At 49.8% G+C, this 24645-nt stretch carries 32 protein-coding genes and 4 pseudogenes; 11 read left to right on the top strand and 25 right to left on the bottom strand.

What is annotated here, in order from left to right; translation table 11 throughout:
- Both C8273_RS06505 and C8273_RS13150 read left to right on the top strand, forming a co-directional pair.
- A partial coding sequence (locus C8273_RS06505) for a DDE-type integrase/transposase/recombinase (RefSeq protein ID WP_159060742.1) occupies positions 1-407 on the top strand: 407 nt, incomplete at its 5' end.
- Positions 408-577: 170 nt separating this feature from the next.
- Positions 578-728: pseudogene (locus C8273_RS13150) on the top strand (secretion protein HlyD).
- Here C8273_RS13150 and C8273_RS06515 read toward each other — a convergent pair.
- The gene (locus tag C8273_RS06515) at positions 714-1337 is read right to left on the bottom strand and encodes a helix-turn-helix domain-containing protein (RefSeq protein WP_106626147.1); all 624 of its coding nucleotides are present in this window, start codon (positions 1335-1337) and stop codon (positions 714-716) included. The pseudogene C8273_RS13150 and the gene C8273_RS06515 sit on opposite strands and share 15 nt — an antisense overlap.
- A 191-nt stretch (positions 1338-1528) precedes the next feature.
- Here C8273_RS06515 and C8273_RS06520 point away from each other — a divergent pair, with 191 nt between their 5' ends.
- Together C8273_RS06520 and C8273_RS06525 are read left to right on the top strand one after the other, a co-directional pair.
- Positions 1529-1747 carry a helix-turn-helix domain-containing protein gene (locus tag C8273_RS06520; protein ID WP_106626148.1) on the top strand — a complete coding sequence of 73 codons (219 nt, stop codon included), beginning with the start codon at positions 1529-1531 and terminating at the stop codon, positions 1745-1747.
- A gap of 214 nt (positions 1748-1961) precedes the next feature.
- Positions 1962-3038: an IS30 family transposase gene (locus C8273_RS06525; protein WP_106626149.1), complete on the top strand. Its 1077-nt coding sequence runs from the start codon at positions 1962-1964 to the stop codon at positions 3036-3038.
- Positions 3039-3686: 648 nt separating this feature from the next.
- On the opposite strand, the gene C8273_RS06530 is transcribed toward C8273_RS06525, so the two are convergent.
- From C8273_RS06530 to C8273_RS06570, 9 genes and pseudogenes are all read right to left on the bottom strand, one after another.
- On the bottom strand, positions 3687-4106 hold the full coding sequence (locus C8273_RS06530) for a type II toxin-antitoxin system HicB family antitoxin (protein WP_106626150.1): 420 nt from the start codon (positions 4104-4106) through the stop codon (positions 3687-3689).
- 115 nt (positions 4107-4221) lie between these two features.
- Positions 4222-4836: pseudogene (locus tag C8273_RS06535) on the bottom strand (IS3 family transposase); the annotation flags it as partial.
- Positions 4836-4985: a secretion protein HlyD gene (locus tag C8273_RS13155; RefSeq protein WP_106626151.1), complete on the bottom strand. Its 150-nt coding sequence runs from the start codon at positions 4983-4985 to the stop codon at positions 4836-4838. The pseudogene C8273_RS06535 and the gene C8273_RS13155, both read right to left, overlap by 1 nt.
- Before the next feature lie 4 nt (positions 4986-4989).
- Entirely contained in the window at positions 4990-5295 is a 306-nt protein-coding gene (locus C8273_RS06545; protein WP_234343920.1) for a transposase, read from the bottom strand.
- Complete coding sequence (locus C8273_RS06550) at positions 5292-5594, bottom strand: transposase (protein WP_199821018.1); 303 nt, start codon at positions 5592-5594, stop codon at positions 5292-5294. The genes C8273_RS06545 and C8273_RS06550 overlap by 4 nt, the downstream gene beginning before the upstream one ends.
- Before the next feature lie 112 nt (positions 5595-5706).
- Positions 5707-5901: pseudogene (locus C8273_RS06555) on the bottom strand (virulence protein); the annotation flags it as partial.
- 118 nt (positions 5902-6019) lie between these two features.
- Positions 6020-6301, bottom strand: coding sequence for a prevent-host-death protein (locus tag C8273_RS06560; protein WP_106626961.1), 282 nt, complete (start codon positions 6299-6301; stop codon positions 6020-6022).
- Between the two features lie 2 nt (positions 6302-6303).
- A complete protein-coding gene (locus tag C8273_RS06565; protein ID WP_106626962.1) occupies positions 6304-6843 on the bottom strand; it encodes an N-acetylmuramoyl-L-alanine amidase family protein in 540 nt (179 codons plus the stop codon).
- Positions 6843-8023 (bottom strand): annotated as a pseudogene (locus C8273_RS06570) (site-specific DNA-methyltransferase). Before C8273_RS06570 ends, C8273_RS06565 begins: the two are co-directional and overlap by 1 nt.
- Positions 8024-8125: 102 nt before the next feature.
- Between C8273_RS06570 and C8273_RS06575 the strand changes: the two are divergent.
- Entirely contained in the window at positions 8126-8509 is a 384-nt protein-coding gene (locus tag C8273_RS06575; RefSeq protein ID WP_009439028.1) for a VOC family protein, read from the top strand.
- Positions 8510-8580: 71 nt separating this feature from the next.
- Positions 8581-8964: a VOC family protein gene (locus tag C8273_RS06580; RefSeq protein WP_106626963.1), complete on the top strand. Its 384-nt coding sequence runs from the start codon at positions 8581-8583 to the stop codon at positions 8962-8964.
- Positions 8965-9031: 67 nt separating this feature from the next.
- Here the strand turns inward: C8273_RS06580 and C8273_RS06585 are convergent, their stop codons facing one another.
- The gene (locus C8273_RS06585; RefSeq protein ID WP_106626964.1) at positions 9032-9592 is read right to left on the bottom strand and encodes a P27 family phage terminase small subunit; all 561 of its coding nucleotides are present in this window, start codon (positions 9590-9592) and stop codon (positions 9032-9034) included.
- Positions 9593-9766: 174 nt separating this feature from the next.
- Here C8273_RS06585 and C8273_RS06590 point away from each other — a divergent pair, with 174 nt between their 5' ends.
- Positions 9767-10060 carry a type II toxin-antitoxin system RelB/DinJ family antitoxin gene (locus C8273_RS06590; RefSeq protein WP_106626965.1) on the top strand — a complete coding sequence of 98 codons (294 nt, stop codon included), beginning with the start codon at positions 9767-9769 and terminating at the stop codon, positions 10058-10060.
- A complete protein-coding gene (locus C8273_RS06595; protein ID WP_009439029.1) occupies positions 10053-10325 on the top strand; it encodes a type II toxin-antitoxin system RelE/ParE family toxin in 273 nt (90 codons plus the stop codon). The genes C8273_RS06590 and C8273_RS06595 overlap by 8 nt, the downstream gene beginning before the upstream one ends.
- 22 nt (positions 10326-10347) lie before the next feature.
- Here the strand turns inward: C8273_RS06595 and C8273_RS06600 are convergent, their stop codons facing one another.
- The 7 genes from C8273_RS06600 to C8273_RS06630 all read right to left on the bottom strand — a co-directional run bounded on the left by C8273_RS06600 (position 10348) and on the right by C8273_RS06630 (position 16001).
- A complete protein-coding gene (locus C8273_RS06600) occupies positions 10348-10701 on the bottom strand; it encodes an HNH endonuclease signature motif containing protein (protein WP_106626966.1) in 354 nt (117 codons plus the stop codon).
- Positions 10702-10837: 136 nt separating this feature from the next.
- On the bottom strand, positions 10838-11266 hold the full coding sequence (locus C8273_RS06605) for a hypothetical protein (protein WP_106626967.1): 429 nt from the start codon (positions 11264-11266) through the stop codon (positions 10838-10840).
- A complete protein-coding gene (locus C8273_RS06610; RefSeq protein ID WP_106627299.1) occupies positions 11263-11475 on the bottom strand; it encodes a hypothetical protein in 213 nt (70 codons plus the stop codon). Before C8273_RS06610 ends, C8273_RS06605 begins: the two co-directional genes overlap by 4 nt.
- A complete protein-coding gene (locus C8273_RS06615; protein ID WP_106626968.1) occupies positions 11465-12829 on the bottom strand; it encodes a DEAD/DEAH box helicase in 1365 nt (454 codons plus the stop codon). The genes C8273_RS06610 and C8273_RS06615 overlap by 11 nt, the downstream gene beginning before the upstream one ends.
- Positions 12819-13091, bottom strand: coding sequence for a PDDEXK family nuclease (locus C8273_RS06620; protein WP_106626969.1), 273 nt, complete (start codon positions 13089-13091; stop codon positions 12819-12821). The genes C8273_RS06615 and C8273_RS06620 overlap by 11 nt, the downstream gene beginning before the upstream one ends.
- A 232-nt stretch (positions 13092-13323) precedes the next feature.
- A complete protein-coding gene (locus tag C8273_RS06625; protein WP_106626970.1) occupies positions 13324-15603 on the bottom strand; it encodes a DNA primase family protein in 2280 nt (759 codons plus the stop codon).
- On the bottom strand, positions 15594-16001 hold the full coding sequence (locus C8273_RS06630; protein ID WP_106626971.1) for a DUF7768 domain-containing protein: 408 nt from the start codon (positions 15999-16001) through the stop codon (positions 15594-15596). Before C8273_RS06630 ends, C8273_RS06625 begins: the two co-directional genes overlap by 10 nt.
- Positions 16002-16206: 205 nt before the next feature.
- On the opposite strand from C8273_RS06630, the gene C8273_RS06635 reads away from it, so the two are divergent.
- The 3 genes from C8273_RS06635 (at position 16207) to C8273_RS06645 (ending at position 18164) form a co-directional block, all read left to right on the top strand.
- Positions 16207-16620, top strand: a complete 414-nt coding sequence (locus tag C8273_RS06635) for a peptide deformylase (RefSeq protein WP_106626972.1) — start codon at positions 16207-16209, stop codon at positions 16618-16620.
- A gap of 117 nt (positions 16621-16737) precedes the next feature.
- Positions 16738-17331: a type IV toxin-antitoxin system AbiEi family antitoxin domain-containing protein gene (locus C8273_RS06640; protein ID WP_106626973.1), complete on the top strand. Its 594-nt coding sequence runs from the start codon at positions 16738-16740 to the stop codon at positions 17329-17331.
- Positions 17328-18164 (top strand): nucleotidyl transferase AbiEii/AbiGii toxin family protein, encoded by an 837-nt coding sequence (locus tag C8273_RS06645; protein ID WP_234343922.1) that lies wholly within the window; start codon positions 17328-17330, stop codon positions 18162-18164. The genes C8273_RS06640 and C8273_RS06645 overlap by 4 nt, the downstream gene beginning before the upstream one ends.
- Before the next feature lie 45 nt (positions 18165-18209).
- Here C8273_RS06645 and C8273_RS06650 read toward each other — a convergent pair whose 3' ends face one another.
- The 7 genes from C8273_RS06650 to C8273_RS06680 all read right to left on the bottom strand — a co-directional run bounded on the left by C8273_RS06650 (position 18210) and on the right by C8273_RS06680 (position 24420).
- Positions 18210-20147: a DNA polymerase gene (locus C8273_RS06650; protein ID WP_106626974.1), complete on the bottom strand. Its 1938-nt coding sequence runs from the start codon at positions 20145-20147 to the stop codon at positions 18210-18212.
- A 65-nt stretch (positions 20148-20212) separates the two neighbouring features.
- A complete protein-coding gene (locus C8273_RS06655; RefSeq protein ID WP_106626975.1) occupies positions 20213-20770 on the bottom strand; it encodes a DUF2815 family protein in 558 nt (185 codons plus the stop codon).
- A gap of 1 nt (position 20771) precedes the next feature.
- Positions 20772-21899 (bottom strand): DUF2800 domain-containing protein, encoded by a 1128-nt coding sequence (locus C8273_RS06660; protein ID WP_106626976.1) that lies wholly within the window; start codon positions 21897-21899, stop codon positions 20772-20774.
- A complete protein-coding gene (locus tag C8273_RS06665; RefSeq protein WP_102494058.1) occupies positions 21899-22150 on the bottom strand; it encodes a hypothetical protein in 252 nt (83 codons plus the stop codon). The genes C8273_RS06660 and C8273_RS06665 overlap by 1 nt, the downstream gene beginning before the upstream one ends.
- Positions 22151-22414: 264 nt before the next feature.
- Positions 22415-23005, bottom strand: coding sequence for a hypothetical protein (locus C8273_RS06670; RefSeq protein WP_106626977.1), 591 nt, complete (start codon positions 23003-23005; stop codon positions 22415-22417).
- A gap of 386 nt (positions 23006-23391) precedes the next feature.
- Positions 23392-23598, bottom strand: a complete 207-nt coding sequence (locus C8273_RS06675) for a hypothetical protein (protein WP_037349552.1) — start codon at positions 23596-23598, stop codon at positions 23392-23394.
- 15 nt (positions 23599-23613) lie between these two features.
- Positions 23614-24420 (bottom strand): helix-turn-helix domain-containing protein, encoded by an 807-nt coding sequence (locus C8273_RS06680; protein WP_106626978.1) that lies wholly within the window; start codon positions 24418-24420, stop codon positions 23614-23616.
- Positions 24421-24645: the final 225 nt, after the last annotated feature.

Below are 24645 nucleotides of genomic sequence, written 5' to 3' on the forward strand. Positions count from 1 at the left end.
TGGATACGAATATGAGGGCTTCTCTGTGTGTGCAGATGCTTGATAACGCCATGATTTCCTACCCGATGCTCAGGGGAGCAATCCTGCACTCGGATCGCGGCAGCCAGTACACGAGTCAGCTGTATCGGGAGGCAATCCAACACTATGGAATCCGTCAAAGTATGAACAGTGCCGGTGGACGCTGTCATGATAACGCGCGTTGTGAGAGCATGTGGGCACGCATGAAATCGGAGCTTCTCTATGGACGCTATGACACAAAGAAAATGACAACGGAAGAGTTGAAGGTTCTGGTTTGGCGATACTTCATGAGCTATTGGAACAACCGCCGAATTTGTTCAACAAACGGTGGGCTTCCTCCGATGGTGAAGCGTCGACAGTTCTATGACTCCATTGCCGCGACTGCTTAAGCATTCGTTTCCTTGTGAGAAATTTGTCAACTGTTCTTGACAATATCATACTCTGCCAGAGCAATCAGAACTTGATACGCATTCCCTTCAGCCCTGAGATTAGAATCTAGTGCTTTTGTTAAAAGATTCGCGACAGGCTTCGGCAGGTTCTCTAAGGAATCGCTGATAAAATGAAGTCCGTCAAATTGGCGTAGATTTTTTCGTCCGAACAAGGAGACAAACCGGACGCATAGCAGGGGCTATGTGGAGGATTTGTCGACACAGTGCGGGCAAAAAAGATGCGTCAAGATGGCATGGCTGAATTTATCAGTGCTTCCCTAAATTGACTGCAAAAGCGTTCGTAACGGGATCTTCAGTAGGCGCTGAGGCCGATGCTATAGTTTTCGGTGGTGCTGTCGATACCTCGCTCTCAAAGAACAACTTCACGACATCGGTGCCAAAGTATGCGGCGATACGCTCCGCCTCCTCGGGGGTAGTCCATACAGTTTCGCCCTGCATGAGCTTGCCGACACGGGGAAAATCCAGACCTGTCTTTTGCATGAAGCCGTTGACATCACCAGAATCCATCAATAGCTTGCTGACGTTTTTCGAGAATGTCACATCCAGCCGATCAAGGCGAACGAGGATCTCGTCCTGCACGGCTTTCGGATGGCGAAGATACGCCTGTGTCAGATCGTGCATGGGGGAGTCCCCATCAAACGTCATGGTGGTTGTCACCTTTGGCGGTGGAGCTGCCCAGCCCATAAGCACGGCGGGGGTAGTATCTAATGCAGCTGCGAGTTTTTCTATATTATCTGAAGGGATGTTGCTTATTACCCCGGATTCATAGCGTTGGATAGTTTGACGACTTACGCCAACTTTTGCAGCTACTTCGTCAAGAGTAAATCCTTTAGCTGTACGAGCAGCTTTGAGCCTGTCGTTTAATGCCATTCAGAGCACCGCCCTTCTAAAAGTATTTCTTCGTAGCACCATTATAACAGAAATTACCTAATATGCAACAAAAAATCACATCTAACAGAAAAACTTATTGACTTGTTACGCAATGGGTGCTATCATAATTCCGTGAGACGCAACAAAAGGACTTGAAGTTTATGATGAATTGGTAGGGGGTGGTATTGGGCATGGTAAACACAAATGCGCTTAGAGGGCTCATAGCAGAGAAAGGTTTAAGTCAATCTGAAGTGGCTAAACACTTGGGTATAACGCCTAAAACCTTCTATGCGAAGATGAACAGAAGAGTTTTTGATTCTGATGAAATCGAGGTCATGATCAATCTGCTTGAGATTCCTTCGGAAAATTTTGTAAGGGTTTTTTTGCCTCGAATGTCTCTTGATAAGTAACAAAAGGAGGAAATCAAACATTGAGCAACAAACTTCAGATTTTCGAGAGCACCGACTTCGGCAGTAGCCGAAAGGCATTTTAGGAGAGACAAACTGAAAGGAGTAAATGGTTCGTTGTAAAATGAAGTTGAACAGCTAAACAAAAACAAAATCCATAGTGACATCCCGTGCTATAATGGTTCCGCTACAAAACATCAGCAAAGGAGCAATCACTATGGATTACGCCTATTCTACCACAATGGAAGCTGTTCGTAAATCGGGAAAGCACTTTACCCTTGACGAAAGGGGGCAAATACAGGCACTTCACCGCGAAGGATTCTCCCTTCGCGCCATAGCCGCACGGGTTGGATGCTCGCACACGGCGATCCACTATGAGCTTAAGCGGGGGACACCCGAACGCCAAGCTGCTCGCGGGCGGTCTCCACAATATACGGCAAGGCGTGGGCAACGGGCTTACCTCGAACATCGAAAGAACTCCAAACGACCGTATAAGGTTGACAGCGCAGGCTGTGCGCCATTCCTGCGTTGGATGACCGAAAGAATCCGTAAGAACAAGCGGTCGATCGACATGTGCGTCGGGGATGCCAGGGCGAACAAACGGTTCGACGAGGATGGTATCCCATGCACCAAGACGCTTTACAATATGCTGTGGGCGGGTAGGATTCCGCTGACGCTGTTCGATGTCCCGCAAGCGCTCGGACGAAAGTGCAAGCGCAAGCGAAACCGCAAGAACAAGCGCCTGAAAGGGCGCAGCATAGAGGATCGTCCTGCCATTGTGGACGAAGGCACGGAAATCGGACACTGGGAAGCCGACACCGTTGTCGGATCGCGAAAAGGGCGCGGCGCAGCCGTATTTACCGCTGTGGAAAAGGTGACGCACGACTACATTGCAATCCGCATCTCGGGTCGCACGTGCGCCGGCATTGAAGAAGCCATCGCCCATTTGAAATCGGAATATGGAGAGGACCGTTTCAGCCAAGTGTTCAAGACGATTACCGTTGACAACGGGACAGAGTTCGAGACGTTCACGCAGCTTGAGAGCCTCGGCACGAAGGTGTACTTCGCTCACCCCTACAGCCCATGGGAACGCCCGCAGAACGAGCGTCACAACGGCATCCTCCGCCAATATATCCCCAAAGGAACGGGCATCGACGGATACAGTGACGAGGACATCCTAAACATAGCGGATGAGATAAACAGCCGCCCTCGTCGAGTGCTCGACTATCAAACACCAGCAGAACTGTTTAACACCTTCTTGGATGAAGTATACGCTATTGAAAATGTTTCTTAATTAAATCACTGTTCAACTTGCTCTTGCAATTCACGTATAATTGCTGATTTAACAGAATCTATGAGATTGGCTGCAGAAAATGCAAGTTTGATCCATACTGCGGATAGAGAAGGTTATTTCGGCTACAATACATCCCGAAATGCATATATAGAGGTGATTTCGTACGACAAGCTTATCAAGGATGCTAAGCAACGTAATAATATCTTATTTGATAAGTTGTTTAGACCCAATGTACGAGAAACTCTGAATGGGAGACTTCTATAAGGAGATGAAATGTTGATAACTCAATCATCTTCCCAACGGTATTTTTAACCGGGTTTTTGTTCCTTTTTACTTCCTTTTTTTCATCGGAAAACCTGTTATACTGTTATTGTGAGTGACCTGGAGATGAGTCAGGTCGCCACTACCTCCTTCATCCATTCCCTCTCATAAAGCCGTCTCACATGAGGCGGCTTTTTTGTTGGGGGAGACGTAAGTTTTGGCGATTTTTTATAGGTCGTCGACGGGAGACATAAATTTTATAGGGGATAGAGCGCGGTACTGAGGGAAACGCTCGGAGGGCGCTGTTGCGGCAGTGTCTTTTTTGTTGCAGAGGAGGCGGATGTGTGGACGATATGAAAAAACCCGCCGTGTGGCGGGTAGTACGTCTTATGCAAGAGCTGTTTTTTTCTCGTAAAGAGCGGTAAGCGCGTCCTGTAGGACTTTGGAAATGTTGAGTTGCTCGGCTTCGGCGAAGGTGTTGAGCCATGCGGGGATCGTGAGATTCTTACGAACGGATTTGCTGCCGTACTTTGCGGCGTATGCGTCCATGTCGAGAGAAAGCAGGGAAACAAAGCCCTCGCCGATTTCGGGGTCAGGGTGAATGTCTTTGATGTCGCTTGCGGGCGGAACTTCGTTGCCGTTCTCAAGTTCACCGAGGATCCACCCCGAGGCGGCATCTTCGCCCATGGCAATCGCATTTGTAAGGCTATCCCCTTCGCTGATACAGCCGGGCAAATCGGGGACAACGACGGTAAAGCCGGGGTTCACTTCACAAGGATAAAATACGGCGGGATATACGAGGTTCATATAAAAGCCTCCTTTCGGAGACGGGCTTTATTTTAAGCCCGTCATCCGCAAGACAGATTTGACAGTTTGATATTGTCAAGAACAGTTGACAAATTTCTCACAAGGAAACGAATGCTTAAGCAGTCGCGGCAATGGAGTCATAGAACTGTCGCCGCTTCACCATCGGAGGAAGTCCGCCGTTTGCGGAACAGATCCGGCGGTTGTTCCAATATCTCATGAAGTAACGCCAAATCAGAACCTTCAACTCTTGTGTTGTCATCTTCTTTGTGTCATAGCGTCCATAGAGAAGCTCCGATTTCATGCGTGCCCACATGCTCTCACAACGCGCGTTATCATGACAGCGTCCACCGGCACTGTTCATACTTTGACGGATTCCATAGTGTTGGATTGCCTCCCGATACAGCTGACTCGTGTACTGGCTGCCGCGATCCGAGTGCAGGATTGCTCCCCTGAGCATCGGGTAGGAAATCATGGCGTTATCAAGCATCTGCACACACAGAGAAGCCCTCATATTCGTATCCACAGAAAGTCCGAGCACGCCGGCGTCATAGCAGTCAAAGAGTGCTGAAATATAGAGTTTTCCGTCACACGCAGGAATCTCTGTCAGGTCAGTGACACACTTGGAAAGCGGTGTGTCGGCATGAAAATCACGGTGCAGGAGATCCTCCGACATCTGTGCCTGCCGATCTGTTTTTGTCATACCGTTCGGCTTATGATTGGGACGATGACTTAAGGAAGCACTGATAAATTCAGCACTGTCATCTTAGCACATCTTTTCCGCCCTCTCTGTGTCGACAAATCCTCCACATAGCCTTTGCTATGTGTCCGGTTTGTCTCCTTGACAGGACGAAAAATCTGTACCAATCTGACAGACTTCATTTTATCAGCGATTCCTTAAGCTGATCTCTTCCATGATGCGGTAAACGGTGCGTTCACTCGGAACATGGATGCCTTCTGGCTGCTTGATCTTGAGTGCCTGATACATGCGGATTCTTCCGTAGGTATCGTTGCATTCATCCTCTGCATGGATCTGCATCATGGCATCGGCAAGTTCCTGATATTTCCATGGGCGGTCTTTGCTCACCAGATACTGATAAAATCCCTGTCTTGTGACATGGAGCAGTTTGCAATAAAAACTGATATTCCCTTTGTGTGCGCCGTCTGCTGTCTTGAATGCAATAAACTTCATACGTTCGTTTTTGTTGACTTCAGACGGCTCGCGGCGAAAAAAGCGCTTGCTTCTTCCAGAAAGTCATTCTCTTTCTTCAGACGTCGAATTTCCTTATCCTGTGCCTTGAGCTGGGCGCGAAGCTGCACGAGCTCCTCGTGCAAGCTCAGGGCACTCTGCGGTGTTTGCGTGCCACACCCAAGATCCAAATATCCAAGACGTTGTGCGCGTGTCCATGTATACATCGTATTCTTGGAAATTCCTAGCTCTTTGGCGGCTTTCGCTTGACCGATTTCCTGCGCCAGCTTGATTGCCTGCACCTTAAATTCGTCATCGTATTGCCTGTTTGCTGCTATTTTGACCTCTCCTTCTCCTCTTTGACCTTATCTAAAATCCTTGCGAAGAAGTTGTCAACTTTATTTATACAACATCACGCACACGCGCCACCGTCGCTTTGTCGGTGGCATCGTCGAAACAAAGGCTGCCGTCCTTCGTGATCTCGAACGCGCCGACCTTGTAGGAAAAGCTCGGTGCGCCGCAGTAGGCGGGCTTTGTCCCGAGCACCTTGCTGACTACCGCGACCATCGCCTTGCGCTCTTCCTTTTGGATGTTGTAATTGACCTTCATGGTGATTACCCCCTTCATGTACTTTGGTCATTACATTCATCACTCTAGCCGGGATAATTAGCAAGCAAATTGTGTTGTATACACCTATAGCCTCAGTGAGATAAACCACAGAGTATCATCATTTCACAGAATGAGGAGTGGTCATGCGCTCAAGCATCTTGCCCGTCATCCAGATCGCTCCGTCGATGACAAGCGGCAGGAAGATGCGGTCACGGAATCTGCACCATCCCGTCTCCTTCTCGGCACTCTCGCGAAGTGCCGCCGTGTATGCCGCCGACACCTCACGCGCCGCGGGAAGCCCCTTCTCGTGCAGCCAGAGGACGGTCGCTTCCTTCGCCTCCGTCCGCACGAAATCTCCCACATGGTTCTTCAGCTCATTTTGAATGTGTTCCAGTTTCATCTTCAACACGCTCCTTCATAGTCCGTTACCCCACGCGCAATGGCGCGGGCAAATTCATCCTGCTGCGAACGCAGAAGCTCTGCGTCACCCGCATGGTCGATAAACGCAAGTTCCACGAGAACGGCGACCGCATCGGTGTTGCTCAGAACATACAGACCGTTGACACCGGGCTTTGCCCCCTTCACGCCGCGATCCACGGTTCCGAGTGCATCCACAATCTGATTCTGGATGCACTGTGCCAGTTTCTCTCCCTCTCCGCTTCCGTAGTAGTGCCAAACCTCTGTCCCCTGCGCCATACCGTTGCACGCATTGCAGAGAATGGAGATAAACACATCGGCATCCGCACGATTGGAAGCCGAGACTACTTCATGCAGACTGTCGGATTGGAGACTCCCCACAACTCCGACTCCTGCGGCACTCAGATAGCCCGCAACAAGGTCAGCGACGTTCTTTGCCACATCACACTCTCGCAGCCCATACCCACACGCACCGGGGGCGGGATTCCCGTTCGGTGCATGACCCGGATTCAAAAACACACGCATCACGATTCCTCCTTTGGTTTCGGCACATCCACATACGGAATGCGCTCACCGTCACGTTCCAAAAACACATCTTCTGTATTGCCGTCCTTGCTCTGGATGTATCTCTCAACAGCGACATCCACGAATTTCGGCTCAAGTTCCACGCCATAGCAGATACGGTTCAACTGCTCACAGGCGATGAGCGTTGATGCAGAACCAAGGAAGCCATCGAGAACGATGCCGTTCGTCTGCGTACACTGCTTGACGAGATACGCGATAAGCGGCACGGGCTTCGAGGACGGATGACCGCAGCCGTCCTTCTTCGAGTCCTTGATGCGATCAAAAGAGAACACCGTAGTCTGCTTCTGATCGCCGTACCATCTGTGCCGCCCGTCCTTCCGCCAGCCCCAGATAATCGGCTCGTGGATGTACTTCCAGTCCATCCGTGTGAGGACGAGGCGGTCTTTCTTCCACACCAATCCCGCACCAACTTTAAAGCCCGCATCCTCATAAGCGTCATGAAAGATGCGGGCTTTTGCTGTTGCGTAGAAAACGTAGATGGAAGCATCGGTCGCCATCACCGAGTGAAAGGCGGTAAAAGCGGATTTGAGGAACTCGTAGGCGTCCTTGTCATTCAGATCGTCGTTCTTTATTTTCCCGGATGTGCTTTCAAGCTGGATCATATATGGGGGATCCGTGCAGACGAGATTGACCTTCTCACTGCCGAGCAGACGCTCGTATGTCTCAGGCAGTGTGGAATCTCCGCAGATAACACGGTGCTTGCCGAGATGCCATACATCTCCTGTTTTGGCGACACATGGCTTTTGCAGTTCTGCGTCCACATCGAAGTCCATGCCTTGCAGGGCTTCCATCTCAACGCGCAGCATATCTTCGTCCCATCCCGCATCGAGTGCGAAACGGTTGTCTGCGAGAATGTACGCCTTCTTCTGCGCCTCCGTGAGGTAATCCACGAATACGCACGGAACTTGCTCGATGTTCTCCTCCTTCGCGGCGAGGATTCTGCCATGTCCCGCTATGCGTTGAACTCCCGGCCGATGATGACGGGATTCACAAAGCCGAACTCCCGCAAAGACGAACGCAGCTTGGTAATCTGCTCCTTCGAGTGGGTGCGGGCGTTATTCACATAAGGGATGATCTTTCCGATGGAGACAAGCTGCATTTCAGATGTCATTTTTCCCAAGATCTACACCTCCTGAAATTTTGAGACAAACAGGAATAGAGCCATACTGCAAAGAATAATTCACTTCATGAGATTATGAAGTAGGTGGATGGAGGTCATACGATGAAGATTGAGCACATCGCAATGTACGTGAATGATCTGGAGGCAGCCAAGGATTTTTTCGTAAAATATCTAAACGGCAATGCCAATGACGGCTACCACAATAAAAATACAGGTTTCCGCTCTTATTTCATCTCTTTTGAGGATGGTGCGAGACTGGAACTTATGAAGAAGCCCGAAATGACAGATGACAAGAAGTCCCTCACCAGAACAGGCTTTATCCATATAGCTTTCAGCGTCGGCAGCAAAGAAGCGGTTGATTCCCTTACGGCTCGTATGAAAGGCGACGGCCACAAGATCATCAGCGGACCTCGTACCACTGGAGATGGATATTACGAGAGCTGCGTCATCGGGATTGAGGACAATCAAATTGAGATAACGGTATAAGACAAGAAGCGAGAGCTGCTATGCTTTCTCAACGATGATATAGACTGTAGGCGACAGTGAAAGGAAACGCCATGAACATCTCTCTCCTCGACCATTTTGTTCTGACCACCGAGCATCCGAAAGAGTGTCTGCGCTTTTACACGGAGATTCTCGGGATGGAGTTGCGCCAAGAGAACGGACGCTATTCCTTTTTCTTTGGAGCCTCAAAGATCAACATTCATCTGCGCCCCGCAGAATTCCTCCCTGCAGCAGCACATCCATGCACGGGGGCTCTTGATCTCTGCTTCGTCGTAGATGAGCCCATCGAAGTTATCATGCAAGAGCTTCATGCAAAGGAGATCATTCCGGAAACCGGTATTGTAGAGCGTCACGGTGCACGTGGTTCCATGCGGAGCATCTACCTGCGCGCCCCCGATGGGAATCTGGTTGAGCTGTGTAGCTATACGGAGAAATAGTACCGATTCCTGCTTCTTGTCTATTTGAGTCACTCCTCGGCTATGTCACGCCCCGTCATCATCCTTCTTACTTCCTCGAACGCAGCAGCCGCTCCATCCGATCCTCCTGCGGAGAGCCGCTGAATGTCGTGGTGCAGTTTTGCTTTACGATGTCGAAAATTTCATACCAAAGCAGATTGGACTGCTTCTGAAACACCTGTCCCATCTGGACGAAGGGGCTTGCAATCGCGCCGCCTGTGGTCGGATGCTTGCCGATGAGCCCGTATTGACTCATTGCCTCCTCGCACTGGATGAAGCGGGCAAATGCCTGCGCGTAGCTTTCAATGAGCCGTGGATTCACAAGCCGCTCACAGCCGCGCTCTTTCAGCCACAGCCATGTTTCACGAAAAATCTCATCCGCACCGAGCGGCTTTCCGTTCCTCTGCCGTGCAGACAGGAATTCACTCGGGGTTGGCATTTCCTCGCCGTAGAGATCGGCGACATCCACAAGGTCTGTTCCGTCCAGTTCTGTCATTGGAAACTCCATGATGTGCGCGGTGCGCTCGCCCGCAATCTTGTCTGCCAGTGCTTCGGGTTTGTCTCCCGCCCGGATGCGCCGTCCTCCGCGATTTGTACCGTCACGCGCCATCTTCTCGCCCCCTTCCTTTAATACCCCGTTTGAACTGACGTTTTTGTGCGTGCGCCCCCTCCCCGGTCCAGTAACGGCGCGGTTTTAGGGATTTGACCGCCCCCTATGAGGGATAAGAACGTATTGCATTTGCTTCACTTTCGCGTTACAATAAGCAAAAGGAGGTTATGCATCATGTCCAAGACCGCAACAATCAATATGCGCATCGAACCGACAATCAAAGCGCAGGCTGAAAGTGTTTTTTCCAGTTTCGGTATCTCCGTGACCGACGCCATCAACATCTTTCTGCACGCATCCATCATGGAGGGAGGCTTCCCCTTTCAACCGAAACAGCCCCGTTATAACAGGGAAACACTTCTTGCCATGCAGGAAGCACGCGACATCATGGATGGCAAAATCGAGCCGAAGCGCTATCCGTCGCTGCCCGCACTGATGGATGATCTGGATGCGGAGGACGCTCATGCTTGATCTCGTCACCACCACGCAGTTCCGCAAGGATTTAAAGAAGCTGCGTAAACGTGGAGCAGATATGCAAAAGCTGGATGATGTCCTGCAAATGCTCTGCGCGGAAAAACAACTCCCCGAAAGGTATCGGGATCATGCTCTGGTTGGCGATTACATTGGTTTTCGTGAATGCCACATCATGCCGGACTGGCTACTCGTATATGCCATCGACAAAGGAAAACTGATTCTGACCGCTTCCCGCACGGGTTCACATAGCGATCTCTTCTAGCCGATTCATTGGAGTCGGCTTTTTATTTTGGTACTTTCCGTTGGTGAATCCTCTCATGACATGACGCGCAGAGCGACATCAAATTGCTCGCGTCATGCGTACCGCCCTCAGAAATCGGTCGAATATGATGCACAAGCGTCGCAAGAACATATCTCCCCTGATCTTTGCACATCTCACAGAGTGGATTCCCCGCCAAGTGACGGTCACGAATGCGTCTCCATGTGCTGCCGTATCTCTCGTGCTGATCGTAGCCGCGCATGAAGTGGTCGTAATGCCGCTGCATCGTTTTCTCGTGCGTCTCGCAGTAGCAGCTTTTTCGGTCCGTAAGGTTCGGGCAGCCTGTCATGCGGCAGGGACGCTTCGGCTTTCTCGGCATCGCACACCTCCTCGTGCCATCAAAAAAGCCCTCGCGGAGAATTGCGTCTCCGAGAAGGCTGATTCCATATCCTATTCTTGCTGAGTGTATCATATCACTGTCAAGGTAGTGACATCAAGACGACATCGACTGCCATTTAGTGACATTTAGTGACATTTAGTGACATCGGAGAAATATTTTTCAGTCCAACGCCATGCAGACGGTAGATTTGACGAAGACCAAGTTTCATCTCCGTCGCAATCTCTGCCCACGAACGGTAACCCATATAACGGAGATACAGGACACGCCGTGCTTCTTTGTCCTCCACCTGCTGTATTGTTTCGTAAATCTCGGAACGCAGGTCAACGAGCCGATCAATCTCAGCGTCGATCTTCTCTTCACGCTCGATGATTTTTGCAATGGTGTCGGAAAGCTGGGACGTGTTCCTCGTTGCATTGCTCGGCATTCCCGTAATCACGGCGGTAGTCTTTTCTGCCATGCTGCGCAGAACAGCGACCTCCTCCAACATACTCTGGATTTCATTGTCGATGTTTCGTGCCTGACTAAAATATTCCTTTGCCGTCATGCAAATTCCCCCTCTAGCTGTTGAAGAAGCCACTCTCCGTTTATACTCGTCAACTGACCAAACCATGCGGAATGAAAGAACCGCTCCGTGTCGCTGCGCATCGCTGCCGCCGCAGCATTCTCTGCCGCCTTGCGAAGAACCGTCCGCGCCCAGCGATAATCCTTTGCCGCCTGTTCGATGATTGCATTGGCAAGAACCTCAGAGTTCATCATGGGATGCCACCTCCAAATTTGCTTTGACGGCATCAATCAGAGCCGTCTGTGTCTTGTCCTTTCGTTCAAGTGCCTGCATAACATTCTCATCCATCGTCCCTGCCGTGATGATATGGTGGATAACCACAGTCCCTGTCTGCCCCTGCCGATAGAGCCGGGCATTGGTCTGTTGGTAGAGTTCCAAACTCCATGTAAGACCGAACCAGATGAGCGTCGAACCGCCGAACTGAAGGTTGAGTCCATGTCCCGCACTTGCGGGATGAATCACTGCGATTGGGATTTTGCCCGTATTCCAGTCCGCAATATCTGCACTCGACCGAATCTCTCGAACAGGTAATCTATCCTTAATTCGCTCAAGGTCGTGTCGATACCAATACGCGACGAGTACGGGCTTCCCGTTCGCACTCTCGACAAGATCCTCTAGCGCATCCATTTTACGGTCGTGCAGATGTACGGATTTCCCGTCCTCCGTATAGACGGCTCCGTTTGCCATCTGGAGGAGTTTCCCGGAAAGTGCCGCCGCACTGACGGCATCAATCTCCGCAGTACCAAGGGCAACCACCATGTCCCGCTTCATCCGGTCATAGAGTTCCCGCTCACGCTCATCCATAGCAACACATACGCTATTTGAGATGAGCTGCGGCATTTTGAGATAGTCCTTGGAACGCATGGAAATCGTAATGTCCTCAATCCGGCGGTAGATTTCATCCTCTGCACCCTCGCGCGGCTTGTAGCTGAACACCATCTGTTGATTCCGTTTGTCGGGAAGGAAAAAGTCATTGCGGTAATGGGAGATGAATCTGCCGAGCCGCTTGCCCATATCCAGAAGACGAAACTCAGCCCAGAGATCCATGAGTCCGTTTGCCGACGGTGTTCCCGTCAGTCCTACAATCCGCTTGACCGAGGGACGCAGCTTCAGGAGGGAGCGGAACCTTTTCGCCTGATGAGATTTGAACGATGAGAGTTCATCAATGACGATCATATCAAAATCCAAAACCGCGCCGCTCTCTTCGATCAGCCACTTGACATTTTCCCGATTGATAATATACAAATCCGCACGCCGCATGAGTGCTGCCGTCCGTTCTCTCGGTGTTCCCATAACCACAGAGGCGCGGATGTTTTTCGTATGCTCCCACTTTGCAATCTCCGAGGGCCATGTGTCCCGCGCCACGCGCAGCGGAGCGATAACGAGTACCTTGCCAATCTCGAAGAAGTCATGCAGCAGTTCCTCGATTGCCGTAAGAGTAACGACGGTCTTGCCAAGCCCACAATCCAAGAAAATCGCAGCTTCCTTGTGATGAAGGATAAAATCCTTGGCGTATGTCTGGTAGAAATGCGGTTCATAACGCATTGATAATTCCTCCGATTTCTTCTTTTCCATCGACCACATAGACTTTGAATCCGAGTGCACGCAGCTGCTCGATACGTCGTAGCTGCAAGGGGCGTGGCTTCCTGCCCGGAGCCTTGAGCTCCATGAAACACATCTTGCCGCCCGGCATGAGCACAAGGCGATCCGGCACCCCCGCATATCCCGGAGATATGAACTTCAGTGCAAGTCCGCCGTGCAATTTTATGACCATTGTGGTGTATCTTTCCAAATCACGCTCTCGCATTGATATTCCTCACTTTCAGGAGATGAAGTGATGGTAGTGATGGTTGCCGCCTATATCTTTATATATATAAATATTTTTATTTTTTCTTTCTTCCTAAGTTTTCTTTTTTCCCTATATATAAAAGATAAAAGAACTGTCACTACTATCACTTATGTTCCGTAATCCCAATAATGACAAGGGGTTGAGCCAGTGACAGTTCTTTGCTTTTACTGTCACTGAGCTCTCACTGCTGTCACAAAAAATCTTCTTCCGCTCCGTTGTAGGGCACTGTGCATTCGCGGACAGCATCCTCATTCAGAATCAGATCCTTATACACGCTGCCGTAGCTTCGACGTATGGTCATTGAGCTGAAATCTGTCTTGTAATACCGAGCCAGTGTGGTTCTGAACTCCCGTGCGGTCTTTGCAAAGCCGTTGTTGTTGTCCCTGCACCATGCCTGATAGATGCGGTAGACCTTGCCCGTTGTGACCTCGCTGCATTTTGCACCTTCGGGACGTTTCATCATGCACTCTGCATGGAAGGCAAGCACGGAGTTGTTCTCGACCATATATTCCTCTCTTGCCGACAGAACCGACTGCGGCTCCGTAAAGCGGTAACCATTTTGGATGACCGCACGCAGCGCATGGATGGCTTTGCGAACGATCCCGTCACGCTCGGCATAGAGCTTTTCTCCGAGAAGCCTGTCCTGTTTGTCGATGGGAATGGCATTTTTGCAATGTACCTGCATGATACGGTCATGCACCCACTGCCCGTCATCGCCCCCAAACCTCGGCAACTGATTCATGCAGAACCAGAACAGCCCATTGAAGGTGAACTCGAAGCCGTTCTGTCCCTTGAATTCCGCGAAGATGCTGTCCCCGCCCGTACATTTCTTGAAGGTCTTGAGTTCATCCACGGTGATGAAACTCATGTCTGAGCTGCCCGCAAGCCGCATTCCGTAAATCAGCCCTGTGCCGAATCGCACCTCAATCTCACGAAGATCAATGCCGACATAGTTTCCTCTGCCAAGCAGCTGCTCCACCAGACATTTGAGACGGGATTTTCCCGTATCCCCTGCTCCGTACATAAAGAGCGCCTTCTTCATACGCCAGCCTTTGACGTTGGATAGACACGCACCGATGAATTCAAGCAAGAGATGCTCAATCTCGATCTCTCCATCCGTGAGTGTCTGCATGAATACATCGAACACAGGTGTCGTAATCTCTTCACGCGCCCACTCGCACGGGATTTGTATAGTAGAGAGAATGTCTGCGCTGTGCTCGGTCAGCTCCATCGTTGAAAGATGCAGAATCCCGTTCTGAAAGTTGATGATGTCCTCGTCGGCATTGAGGTCGGAATCTTTGATGTAGTCCAGATCCGTTGTGAGAATGCGGAACGTCTCGTCTACCTTACGCATCTCGATCATCTCAGGATCGTAGGCGGCGATGCAGTTCTTGATGAGTCCTTTGAGCATATCGTCGGCATAGAGGCGGTACACGCCGCCCTCGTAGACGTAGCGCAGCACGCCGTGCCGCGCACTGTCCCGAACGAAGATGTAGCTTAGATGCTGCCGGATGTAATCCGCAAGAGCCGGGCAACTGATGACCGCCTGTCCTTTTGTGTTGAAGTGAATGAAATCCGGGTGATCCATCACCGATGCATGAAACACGCCGTGACAGGCTTCCACGCCCGTACGGATGGTCGCTGCCTTGTAATCCGCACGCTCCCATTTCTTGCGGTAAAGGGCAGACATACGAAAGACCGCATCAATCATCTCCGTATCGTCTCCCGTCCGAAAGGCAATCAGGGCACAGAGGGCGGCATCTGCTTCCGAGGCACTGCCGTACTCCGAGATGTCACCACGGTCGAAGAGCCGTGCAAACTTCCCACCGTTCTTAGCTTTTCGCAAAGAACAAACGATGTCGAATACGGTGCGGTCGCCATCCTCTTTCGGACGGTAGTTCACGGGCTGCTTGCGAAGCATATCCTTCTTGAGTGTGGTAAGTACAGCTTCCGTTCCGTCATTAAGAGGCGCATCATGGAACACATCGCCCGTGAATACCGCAAAACGATTGGTCAGTCCTCCGACGTAGAGTTCCATTTTGTTGTGCGGATTCTTGACGTAGAATTTCGAATCGAGTTTTTCCTTGCCGTCCTTGTCCTTCGTTTTCGGAATGCGGTCATAATCACAGCAGCCATAGATGTGGATTCCGTTTCCGCTGACGGACTTCTCGGCGTAGGTGTCATGTCTGCGGATCTGCAGCTGCACCATCGCATCCGCTTCGTCCCTGTGGTCAATGTCCAAGAAATACATTCCCTTCGGGATAATGAAGCCGACACCGCTGTAGGACGATGCCTCTGCCGCATGCCGGGCTTCCTCGAACGTCACCCAACTTGCCCGAAATGCATGATTCGATCCCGTGATACCGCCGTCTGCGGCACAGGGCATCTTCGTTCGATTGCCATTCTGCATAGCATAGTTCCAACAGATCCAGATTTTCTGCGCTTTGAGTTCGTCGATGGTCATCCCCATACGACCTCCTCGCACTTGGTGTTGTAATAGCGCACCGGAATGCAGAGTGATCTTGCCTTTGCAATCTCCATCTGCATCCCCTCGGTAATTTCCGTGCCAAACGCCCAGAGTTCCTTGCACTGACGCAGGAGGACAAAGTTCATACGGATGGCAAGTTCGCGATCCTGTACCTCGGACATGAACTGAGGAAACAGAAGATGCGGAGCCAGAGGGATGCATCCGCGCCGCACGGCAAAGCGGCAATACTCCCGCGCCCGCATGACATTGACGCGTGGATTGTTGCGATATGCCGAACAGATGTAGATGATTGGGAAAGCGGCGTTCATCTCCCTCTCGAGAGTCCTCATTGCCGCCCCCGCCGTCGGATCCGGATAGTGAGATTCGTTGAAATGCTGCATAAATTTCTCCTTTTTAATCACGGGGAAATCACATCCCCTTTTCATAAGAGTGCAGACAGAAAAAGGGGAAGTGGTCACCATTTCTTAAAAGTTTTTTCAATCAAATTTATTTTGATAAATACATATGCTTCGGATTCCTTCATAGATGTTTGCAGGAAAACTTGTTTGTACACGCGAATATTAAAACGAATAAAGGAGGAGGCAGATGGTACGATCTATCGTCAAGGATGCAATGTTTCTCGGGCAGCCATCCGAGGAGGCCGTGAAATCCGACCTCCCGATTGCCAACGACCTGCTCGATACGCTCAAAGCCCATGTTGGACACTGCGTCGGACTTGCTGCCAACATGATCGGAGAGAAGAAGCGCATCATCGCTGTATGCGTTGGAAAATCTCATCTTGTTATGCTGAATCCGGAGATTGTAAAATCGTCCACGGAACAATATGAAGCAGAGGAAGGATGCCTGTCCCTCCCTGGACAGAGAAAAACGCTGCGGCGTGAATGGGTTGAAGTCGTATACCGTGATATAAAGTTCCGCAAACAGAAAAACAAGTTCTCAGGATTTACGGCACAGATTATTCAACATGAGATTGACCACTGCAATGGCGTCTTGATATGAAACCCTCGGGCTGCGTTTATGGCAGTCCGAGGGTTTCAGCTTCATTGATACTTTATTGACTTTCTTGCTTGTTTATATATATAATACAAGCAAAAAAGTTTATAGGAGGTGGTTCACATGACGCAGAAAACGACTATTATGAACCTCATCCATCAAAATAATGGTATGCTGACAACAGCAAAAGCTGTGTCTTCCGGCATATCCCGCAGCATGTTGGCGCATCTCGTCAAACGGGGACAGTTGCTCCGTCCCGCCCGTGGGGTATACACACTGCCCGAGATATGGGAGGATGAGTTTCTCAATTTGCAAACACGATTCAAACGTGGCATCTTTTCACACGAAACAGCTCTCTTCCTCTGGGATCTGACGGATCGAACGCCGATCGCCTACCATATGACCTTCCCAACGAACTACAATCTGGCGAATCCGAAAAAGGAAGGCGTTCACTGCGCACAGGTGAAGGCGGAACGGTATGCACTCGGCATAACAGAGATAAAATCTCCTGCCGGCAATTCGGTGCACTGCTACTCGATAGAACGGACACTCTGCGACATTCTGCGCCCACACCACGCTGCTGATATTCAGATCACCGCAGAGGCGTTCAAACGCTACATGGACAGTCCGCAAAAAAAAATTCCTCTGCTCTCCGAGTATGCGCAGCGTCTCGGCGTAGAGAAAAAAATACGGACGTATTTGGAGGTCCTGCTTTGAAGAATGCCATGCAGTTAAAAGCGGCCATCAGCAAAATGGCAAAGGAAAAGCACATTCCTGCCCAGCTTGTGATGCAAAACTATATGTTGGAACGCCTGTTGGAGCGCATCTCTCGTTCAAAATATCAAGGGAACTTCATCCTCAAAGGCGGACTGTTGATCGCCTCAATGGTCGGTCTTCATTCGCGTGCCACAATGGATATGGACGCCACCATCCAAAATCATCCCGTGAACGAGAACAGCATAAAAACAATGTTCGAGGAAATCATCTCCATCCCCATCGACGATGATATAAGCTTCAGCTTCCAAGGTGTAGGAAAAATCCGAAAAAACGATGCCTACGGTGGATACCGCATCTCACTGACCGCAAACTTTCCCCCTATGAGAGTTCCACTGAAACTGGACATTACAACCGGCGATAAGATCACCCCTGAAGCAATCGAATACAACTATCCGATGATGTTCAGCGACGATACGTTGGAGATTTTTGCGTACAATCTTGAGACGATTCTCGCCGAAAAATTGGAGACGGTAATCTCTCGCGGCGACCAAAACACACGTCCAAGAGATTACTATGACATTTTCATCCTCAGCAAGCTGAAAGGACATGAGATTGATCGTGACACTTTACATAAAGCACTGTCCGAAACTGCGCAAAAGCGCAATTCCGGTGACCTAATCCCGCAGTATCACAGTATCATGGGGCAGATTGTAAAGAGCAGTGCAATGCAGCAACACTGGAAAACATATCAGCGCGATTATGAATATGCGAGAGAAGTCGAATTTTCCTCGGCCTGCGAAACCATTATCAAGATTATGGATTCACTTCGTTGAACCGAAAAGCAAGCGGCATCTGTCAGTCAGGCAGATACCGCTTTTTCAGTCTTTCCGATAGTACTCACACTCATACCCGTCCGCTTTGAGCGGCAACCCCTTCGCCCACGGTGGATTCTCTGCCATGATGGAGCATATCTCTTCAACCGAGGAGACTCCATGCGGCACTTCGAGCACGATTTCATCATGAACGTGCATCACAATGTCAAATCCCCTGTTTCGAAGCTGTTTCATTGCAAAAACAAGCAGATCACGAGCTGTTGCCTGTGTAATATTCTCAACAAGTTTCCCGCCGAAGGTTTCAATCCGCTCCCACTTCTTTGTCATACCAAGGCCTTCATAGGTGACGGATTCCCCACCGAATCGATTCTCTCCGATGCGCGGCTTCACATACGCGAGTTCTCTGCCGCTCGGCAATCGTATAAACAAAACGCCGCTCTTATACGCACAACGAATGCCATGTGTTTCTACTTCAACGCGCCGTTTCACACAGGTCTTGACGGCACGATCCACATCCCACCAGAATTGCACGATATGTGGATTCGATGCACGCCACAAATCCACGAGCGGTTGAAGTTCCTCCTCCTTCATGCCGGACTCGACCGCGCCCATCGCAATAAGAGCACCGACGGAGCCGCCGTATCCACAACTCAAAACCGCCTGCTTTCCTTTCTGGCGCAGATCTGCATTCTCGCCATGCTTTTCGACCTTGCAGTGAAACATCCGAGATGCCGTTTCACAGTAAATGTCCCCATGCTTTCGGAACACGTCGAGCACCCACTGCTCCCCCGCAAGCCATGCGAGGACTCTTGCTTCGATGGCAGCGTAGTCGGCAACAATGAAACGGCAGCCGGGGCGTGGTACAAACGAGGTACGAATAAGCTGAGAGAGCACATCCGAGGTGCTGTCATAGAGCATATCCAGAAGGTCGAAATCACCGTTTTTGACAAGGGTGCGAACCTCCTTCAGTTGCGCGAGATGGTTTTGGGGCAGATTCTGTAACTGAATGAGCCGGCCAGCAAAACGCCCCGTCCTGCTCGCGCCATAAAACTGAAACAATCCACGCGCACGGTGATCCGCTCCCGTGACTGCTTCCATCGCCATATATTTCTTTACACTCGTCTTGGCAAGCCGCTGCCGAAGTTCCAATACCTCCCGCACGTCTCCCACGGCCGTTTTGAGCATTTTGCTCACTTCGCTTTTTGCAAGAGATTCCACCGAGAGTCCTTTCCCGCGCAGCCAGTCCATAAGCTGCAGCGAAGAGTTCGGATTTGCAAGACCAGTGAGATTCTGCGCCCGCTCAAGACAAATTACCTTGCTGCGCTCATCGCAACGAATCGCCTGTGAGACAAATGTGGTATCTACCGAAATTCCACGGTCATTGATTTCTTGGTCGATGACGTAGTTCTCCCACTCACTCTCCGATACGGGAAATTTCTGTAGCCGTGCTTGAATTTCCATCTCCGTTTCCACGTCTCGTTTGTTGTATGCCTTAAACAGTTCCCACTTTTCCGAGGCGTCCATAGGAAGATTGCGTGTCCTGCCGCCGTTGCTCTTGGTCGCCTTGCACGGGACACAGAAATACCGTATGAGGTCTTTCCCCTCCTCCAACTTCTGCCGATCAAGCCGCAGCACAGCCCCTACGTCTTTTAGAGATAACGGCAATCCAAGTGTCGCCGCCCAGATCATCGAGCAACGCCATGCGTTTGGTTTCAGGTGAATGCCTAGATGTCGTGAAAGGCACACACGCTCAAACATGGCATTGAATGTCCATTTCCTTACAAACTCATCCGTCAGTGCCGCAAGAATCTCTTTCGGGATCTCTTCCCCATTCGCAAGATCCACAATCTGCACTTCTCCTCTATCCACAGAATATCCGAACAACAGGATTTCAAAATCCTCCGATTCCGCATACTTATATACGCCCGCCTTGGCAAGCGGTACGCTTGAAAATGTCTCAATATCGATACTGATGGATTTCATCTATCTTCTCCCATAAAAACAGGCAGCGGCTTACGCCGCCGCCCATTCCTGCAAAATCCGATTGGTCAGCTGAGGAAATCCTCGTCATCGCCGTCAAGGCTCTCAAAATCCGATGCTGCCGATGAACGCCCGCCGAGGGGGTCGCCATCCTCGAGTTTCTGGATGTTCCCGAGTCCGCAGGCGATGCCCTTGTTCCCGTTGGAGTTGAATGCATAGAGCGTAATGCTCACACGCGCATAGCAGCCGGAGTACACCTCATCGCGATCCAAAATTGGCTGAACCTTGCGGTTCACGATCTGCGGAGCCGTCCGCGCATTTGCATTGATGAAGTATGCATCCTTGTAGTTTTCGTCATCGGGACGCTCAACATCGCCGTCGCGCAGCGGCAGCTTGATCGAGGCCTTGTTCGGCTTCTTTCCACCGAACTTGCCGAGTCCTGCGTCGATGGCAGCATCCACCGCCGCTTGAATGTCCTTGATCGTCTTGGTGTCCGATTTCGGAATGATAAGGCTGACGGAGTATTTCTCCTCACCGCCATTGATGGATACCGGCTCCCACACATGTGCATAGGAGAGACGAACCTTGCCTGTGATAACCTTCGTGTTGTTGTTTTTCATTGCCATGTTAATGTACCTCCGTAATCGCTGTGAATTCTGACTGAGCACTGCCTGTATGAATCGCCGGACGCTTGTCCGATACCGGGACGAGGGTCGGCTTTCCGGGCGGCTTTTCGATAAGACCGTCAAGAATATCTGTAAATGCTTTCTTTCCCATCAACCTTTCCATCTGGGTCAGTGAAATGAGTTTCTTATCGAAGATGTCCGTATACCCTGCCGATTCTGCCTCCCTTGCAACGACATCCTCATCCTTATACCTGCGGACGGAACGCCCCTCCACAATCTTGAAGCCCATCCACACCTTGCCGTGGTTGACCGCCGCATCCGTCGCATAGGCGAGGATGGCATTTGCCCACTTGATGAGTTCCGGGATTTCTCCGAGAACGTCCTCAATCTCCTCGTCCGTAATAAGCGGTGGATACTTGAACTCCTCTTTGGCAAGCCGTAGTTTCTCCTCCGCACGCGCCCTGCACCGAACAGCTGCACGGCAGAATGTACACCATTCGCCGGCGCGGTATTCTCCCTCACCCATATAGGCGAGACGCGCTTTCTCCACAAGATCGTCCCTCGCCCAACGCAGAAGCTCTTCTTTGGGGAGTGACCATGTGCATACATTCTCCCTGCGTGGTTGGAAGATGCTCATGGAGATCGTCTGGATATCATAGATTCCGTCGAGAAGTTCCAATGCACCGAGCGCGTAGAGCATCATCTGCGGATTGTGCTCCGCCTCCACAAGCACGCCCATGCCATACTTGAAGTCAATGACATGGAGCATATCCCCGCCGACAATGATGCAGTCCGCCGTCCCGAATGCTTCCGGGACATAGCGTGTGAGATCGAGCCGCTGCTCAACCAGCACCATCGGGGACGGGATGTCTCCCATCTGCTCCTGCACGAATGAAACATACGCATCGGAACAGCGGTCCATCTCATCGTCCTCGAAATCCGAGTGCGGTCGTTTGCTGCGCAGTTTTAGAAACTTACGCAGCTTGTGCTCACAGAGCGCATGCGCCGCTGTCCCTTCAGCGGCGGCTTCGCTCGACGAAGATGGAAACTCGCGCTCAAGGCAAGCAGACGGTGGACAGCGTATCCACCGATGCGCCGCCGACGGTGAGAGCAGTGCGTGCGCCCCCATCAGAGTGCCTCCGCTTCCCGGAGAAGAGCAACGAAGGCATCGGGTGAGATGTCGCTCAGACGCTCCGCTCCATACTTTGTGATAAGATCCTTGACCGCCTCGCGTTTTCCCTCCGTACTCTTACGGACGAGAACAATACGGACATCTTCGAGCCGCACACCTTCGTTTGGTTTTTCAAGCTGCGGGATTGCAGCTTCAAGTGCATCTGCTGCCTCACGCAGCATTTTGGAGATTTCGTTCACATGAATCATATTCATTAGTCCCTTTCATAAACAGAATTTCTTTCGGCAGTTTGGCAATCTGTCTGATTGCCAGAAGATTAGCTGTGAATTTTAACTCACATTCTGCTTCCCCCCTTTCACTAGGGTGCAGACAGAATGTGATCATTTGGTCACCTTATTTCAAAATATTTTTTGAAAATCTCAGATGTTTGCTTTCAGTACCACCTTTCAACTGATTCCGTTTCTCGGAATTGACGGCAATCTGTCTAATCGCCGGAAAATCAACTGTGAGTTTTACCTCACATTCTGCTTTCCCCCTTTCACTAGGGTGCAGACAGAACGGGGCTTAATGGTCACCGTATTTTCAAGTTTTTTTCGGAGCATCACGAAGAGTTTTTCTTTCCTCTTGTGGATAGCCGTCTTTGATCTCCCACCCATAATTCTTGCAATCTCACGTTCCGACACAGCTTCGCCAATTAATTTAAGGAGGAGCTGATCCATCGGAGCAAGTTTATTGACTTCAGTGATGAGTGCTTCAATCAGCAGCCTCTTTATGCAAGTAGTCTCCAGCGACTCTGAAATGAATATTTCTTCTTTCACAACACCAATCCACGATTCTCGGTACACAGGATGTGTACAACTCTCGCAGTTGTGGTCGCACATATTCTTGCGATTCTTGTATATACACGAATACTTTGCTCGACATTCTTGCTGTTGTTCACGTAATACTGAACGTTTATAGAACGTGAAGACCTCGTATGTAGCTAAGACTTTCACGGCCTGTACCCTACGATTACCGATCCGACACCACTCAACTTCATTGCGGAAAATACCATAATCACGAATTGTCTCAGCAGTGACTTCCATTAAAATAAATTCTTTCATCGTCGTATCCTTTCTGACAAGACAAGGTCAGCGGGATACAACGAAGGCCGATGCACTTGACGTACACCGGCCGCAATTACCTAAAAATGGACATAGCGGTAAACGGTGGGACATCGAAGTGCCGTATTCATTGCATTTTTTTGCAATGTGGTCTTCGTATGTTCCCGCCGCCTTTAATGGCCATCTCAAGGCTTTGAGGTTTTAAACTGAATCACTTGATATAAGAATTTACGACCTCATTATTCTCTCCTCCTCAAAAAGACTTCCCCTCTCCTACCTTAATTACAATTGAAGGCCGCGAGTTTTTGACAAATAAAAAACCGCCGGAGTTATCCATTTAGCCTTATGGCTGAATCAGATAACTCCGGCGGTTAGCTCCACGTTATTTACGGGGCATGTTGCGGTAGCTTCATGTTTCGTGGTTTCAATTTATTCACTTGGTAAACGACATCTTCCCAAAGGATTTTGACATACCGATTTGTTTTCTGATCCTTGCGAACCAGATAAATTTGCTCATCCTCTTCAAGGATTGCATCGCAGAAGCGTGGAGGATTGGCACAGTCGCTGCATAGGCTACGAATTTGTATCTTCATACACTAGGAACCTCCTCAAAAGGGGATATCATCTTCGTCGAACACTGGGGGATCATCTTCCAAGTCATTCTGCATGAATGCATCAATCACATACTGTAAGTTCTTATCAATTTTGGGATGTCTCATATTTTCACTGACGGTCGTATATAGACCATCAATAAGGCTGGAAATTGTAACTTCTCCCTTGTTGTCGCAAAGAAACTGAGCTTCCGCTTTCGGCGGAGTCATCCAAATTTCTATCGCAAAGGTATCAGGATCCGAAATAGATGAGTACACTTTAAAAATATTCATCAAATGCAAAAGTGTACCGTTCTTCATTCGTAAGGAATAACAATCCTTATGTATCCCCGTCTGGTAATCAAAATTATGTGACGCAAAGACAACCTGTGTAACTTCTTCGATCGAGCCATCATAATCATTGGGCGCATCGTATGTACGCAATTTGAATAGTGGATGCCCAGTATCACCATATTCATCGGCCTGTATCCGATTTAACTCTACCTTCGGTTCCCGAATCCAATTAAGTCTATCTGCGACGGTATCACTATTGAGCTTGCCCAAGAACGACATAAGATACTTCTCGGTCGGCGTAGCATTTGTCAAATCTGCCCGCAGTAAAGTGTCGACATTGATCTGCAGCAACTCTGCGATCTTCATTACAAACTCGACCCCCGGCTTTGACTTTTCGTCCTTGCTGGCACGAGAAATATATCCGGCACTAACTCCTGCACTGTTCTCAATCTCACCTATTTTTAGATCATGCTTCTTTATCAAATAGGAGATATTGTCAAAAAACAAGGTTCTATCGAAATCTGTTGGCATTTTTTGTCACCTCTTTCAATTATGATCTCATTTTATCAAATATTTATGTACTCATCGACTGTTTTATTGCTTTTATATTTTCATCAATAATCTTTGTTGCATGATTAACTCTACAATATTTTCTATATTATCACCTAAGATGCTCATATAAGTAATATCCCTACTTATATTCATTAAAAATCTGATGTTATGTCAATAAAGTTAACATTTTTTCTTCAGCTTTAC

Origin of the sequence: Candidatus Centipeda massiliensis, assembly GCF_900290285.1 — a bacterium.
Lineage (GTDB): Bacteria > Bacillota > Negativicutes > Selenomonadales > Selenomonadaceae > Centipeda > Centipeda massiliensis.

Bases quoted from the DNA above. Each gene is read 5' to 3' on its own strand.
- C8273_RS06665 (WP_102494058.1), bottom strand. From the start codon at position 22,150: ATGATTCATGTGAACGAAATCTCCAAAATGCTGCGTGAGGCAGCAGAT.
- C8273_RS06530 (WP_106626150.1), bottom strand. From the start codon at position 4,106: ATGAACCTCGTATATCCCGCCGTATTTTATCCTTGTGAAGTGAACCCC.
- C8273_RS06680 (WP_106626978.1), bottom strand. From the start codon at position 24,420: ATGCCAACAGATTTCGATAGAACCTTGTTTTTTGACAATATCTCCTAT.
- C8273_RS06580 (WP_106626963.1), top strand. From the start codon at position 8,581: ATGAACATCTCTCTCCTCGACCATTTTGTTCTGACCACCGAGCATCCG.
- C8273_RS06520 (WP_106626148.1), top strand. From the start codon at position 1,529: ATGGTAAACACAAATGCGCTTAGAGGGCTCATAGCAGAGAAAGGTTTA.
- C8273_RS06575 (WP_009439028.1), top strand. From the start codon at position 8,126: ATGAAGATTGAGCACATCGCAATGTACGTGAATGATCTGGAGGCAGCC.
- C8273_RS06650 (WP_106626974.1), bottom strand. From the start codon at position 20,147: ATGAAATCCATCAGTATCGATATTGAGACATTTTCAAGCGTACCGCTT.
- C8273_RS06640 (WP_106626973.1), top strand. From the start codon at position 16,738: ATGACGCAGAAAACGACTATTATGAACCTCATCCATCAAAATAATGGT.
- C8273_RS06635 (WP_106626972.1), top strand. From the start codon at position 16,207: ATGGTACGATCTATCGTCAAGGATGCAATGTTTCTCGGGCAGCCATCC.
- C8273_RS06515 (WP_106626147.1), bottom strand. From the start codon at position 1,337: ATGGCATTAAACGACAGGCTCAAAGCTGCTCGTACAGCTAAAGGATTT.
- C8273_RS06675 (WP_037349552.1), bottom strand. From the start codon at position 23,598: ATGAAGATACAAATTCGTAGCCTATGCAGCGACTGTGCCAATCCTCCA.
- C8273_RS06605 (WP_106626967.1), bottom strand. From the start codon at position 11,266: ATGACGGCAAAGGAATATTTTAGTCAGGCACGAAACATCGACAATGAA.
- C8273_RS13155 (WP_106626151.1), bottom strand. From the start codon at position 4,985: ATGAAGTCTGTCAGATTGGTACAGATTTTTCGTCCTGTCAAGGAGACA.
- C8273_RS06670 (WP_106626977.1), bottom strand. From the start codon at position 23,005: ATGAAAGAATTTATTTTAATGGAAGTCACTGCTGAGACAATTCGTGAT.
- C8273_RS06560 (WP_106626961.1), bottom strand. From the start codon at position 6,301: ATGAAACTGGAACACATTCAAAATGAGCTGAAGAACCATGTGGGAGAT.
- C8273_RS06600 (WP_106626966.1), bottom strand. From the start codon at position 10,701: ATGCCGAGAAAGCCGAAGCGTCCCTGCCGCATGACAGGCTGCCCGAAC.
- C8273_RS06660 (WP_106626976.1), bottom strand. From the start codon at position 21,899: ATGGGGGCGCACGCACTGCTCTCACCGTCGGCGGCGCATCGGTGGATA.
- C8273_RS06655 (WP_106626975.1), bottom strand. From the start codon at position 20,770: ATGGCAATGAAAAACAACAACACGAAGGTTATCACAGGCAAGGTTCGT.
- C8273_RS06615 (WP_106626968.1), bottom strand. From the start codon at position 12,829: ATGCGTTATGAACCGCATTTCTACCAGACATACGCCAAGGATTTTATC.
- C8273_RS06630 (WP_106626971.1), bottom strand. From the start codon at position 16,001: ATGCAGCATTTCAACGAATCTCACTATCCGGATCCGACGGCGGGGGCG.
- C8273_RS06595 (WP_009439029.1), top strand. From the start codon at position 10,053: ATGCTTGATCTCGTCACCACCACGCAGTTCCGCAAGGATTTAAAGAAG.
- C8273_RS06625 (WP_106626970.1), bottom strand. From the start codon at position 15,603: ATGGGGATGACCATCGACGAACTCAAAGCGCAGAAAATCTGGATCTGT.
- C8273_RS06565 (WP_106626962.1), bottom strand. From the start codon at position 6,843: ATGCGTGTGTTTTTGAATCCGGGTCATGCACCGAACGGGAATCCCGCC.
- C8273_RS06525 (WP_106626149.1), top strand. From the start codon at position 1,962: ATGGATTACGCCTATTCTACCACAATGGAAGCTGTTCGTAAATCGGGA.
- C8273_RS06590 (WP_106626965.1), top strand. From the start codon at position 9,767: ATGTCCAAGACCGCAACAATCAATATGCGCATCGAACCGACAATCAAA.
- C8273_RS06610 (WP_106627299.1), bottom strand. From the start codon at position 11,475: ATGAACTCTGAGGTTCTTGCCAATGCAATCATCGAACAGGCGGCAAAG.
- C8273_RS06585 (WP_106626964.1), bottom strand. From the start codon at position 9,592: ATGGCGCGTGACGGTACAAATCGCGGAGGACGGCGCATCCGGGCGGGA.
- C8273_RS06620 (WP_106626969.1), bottom strand. From the start codon at position 13,091: ATGCGAGAGCGTGATTTGGAAAGATACACCACAATGGTCATAAAATTG.
- C8273_RS06545 (WP_234343920.1), bottom strand. From the start codon at position 5,295: ATGAAGTTTATTGCATTCAAGACAGCAGACGGCGCACACAAAGGGAAT.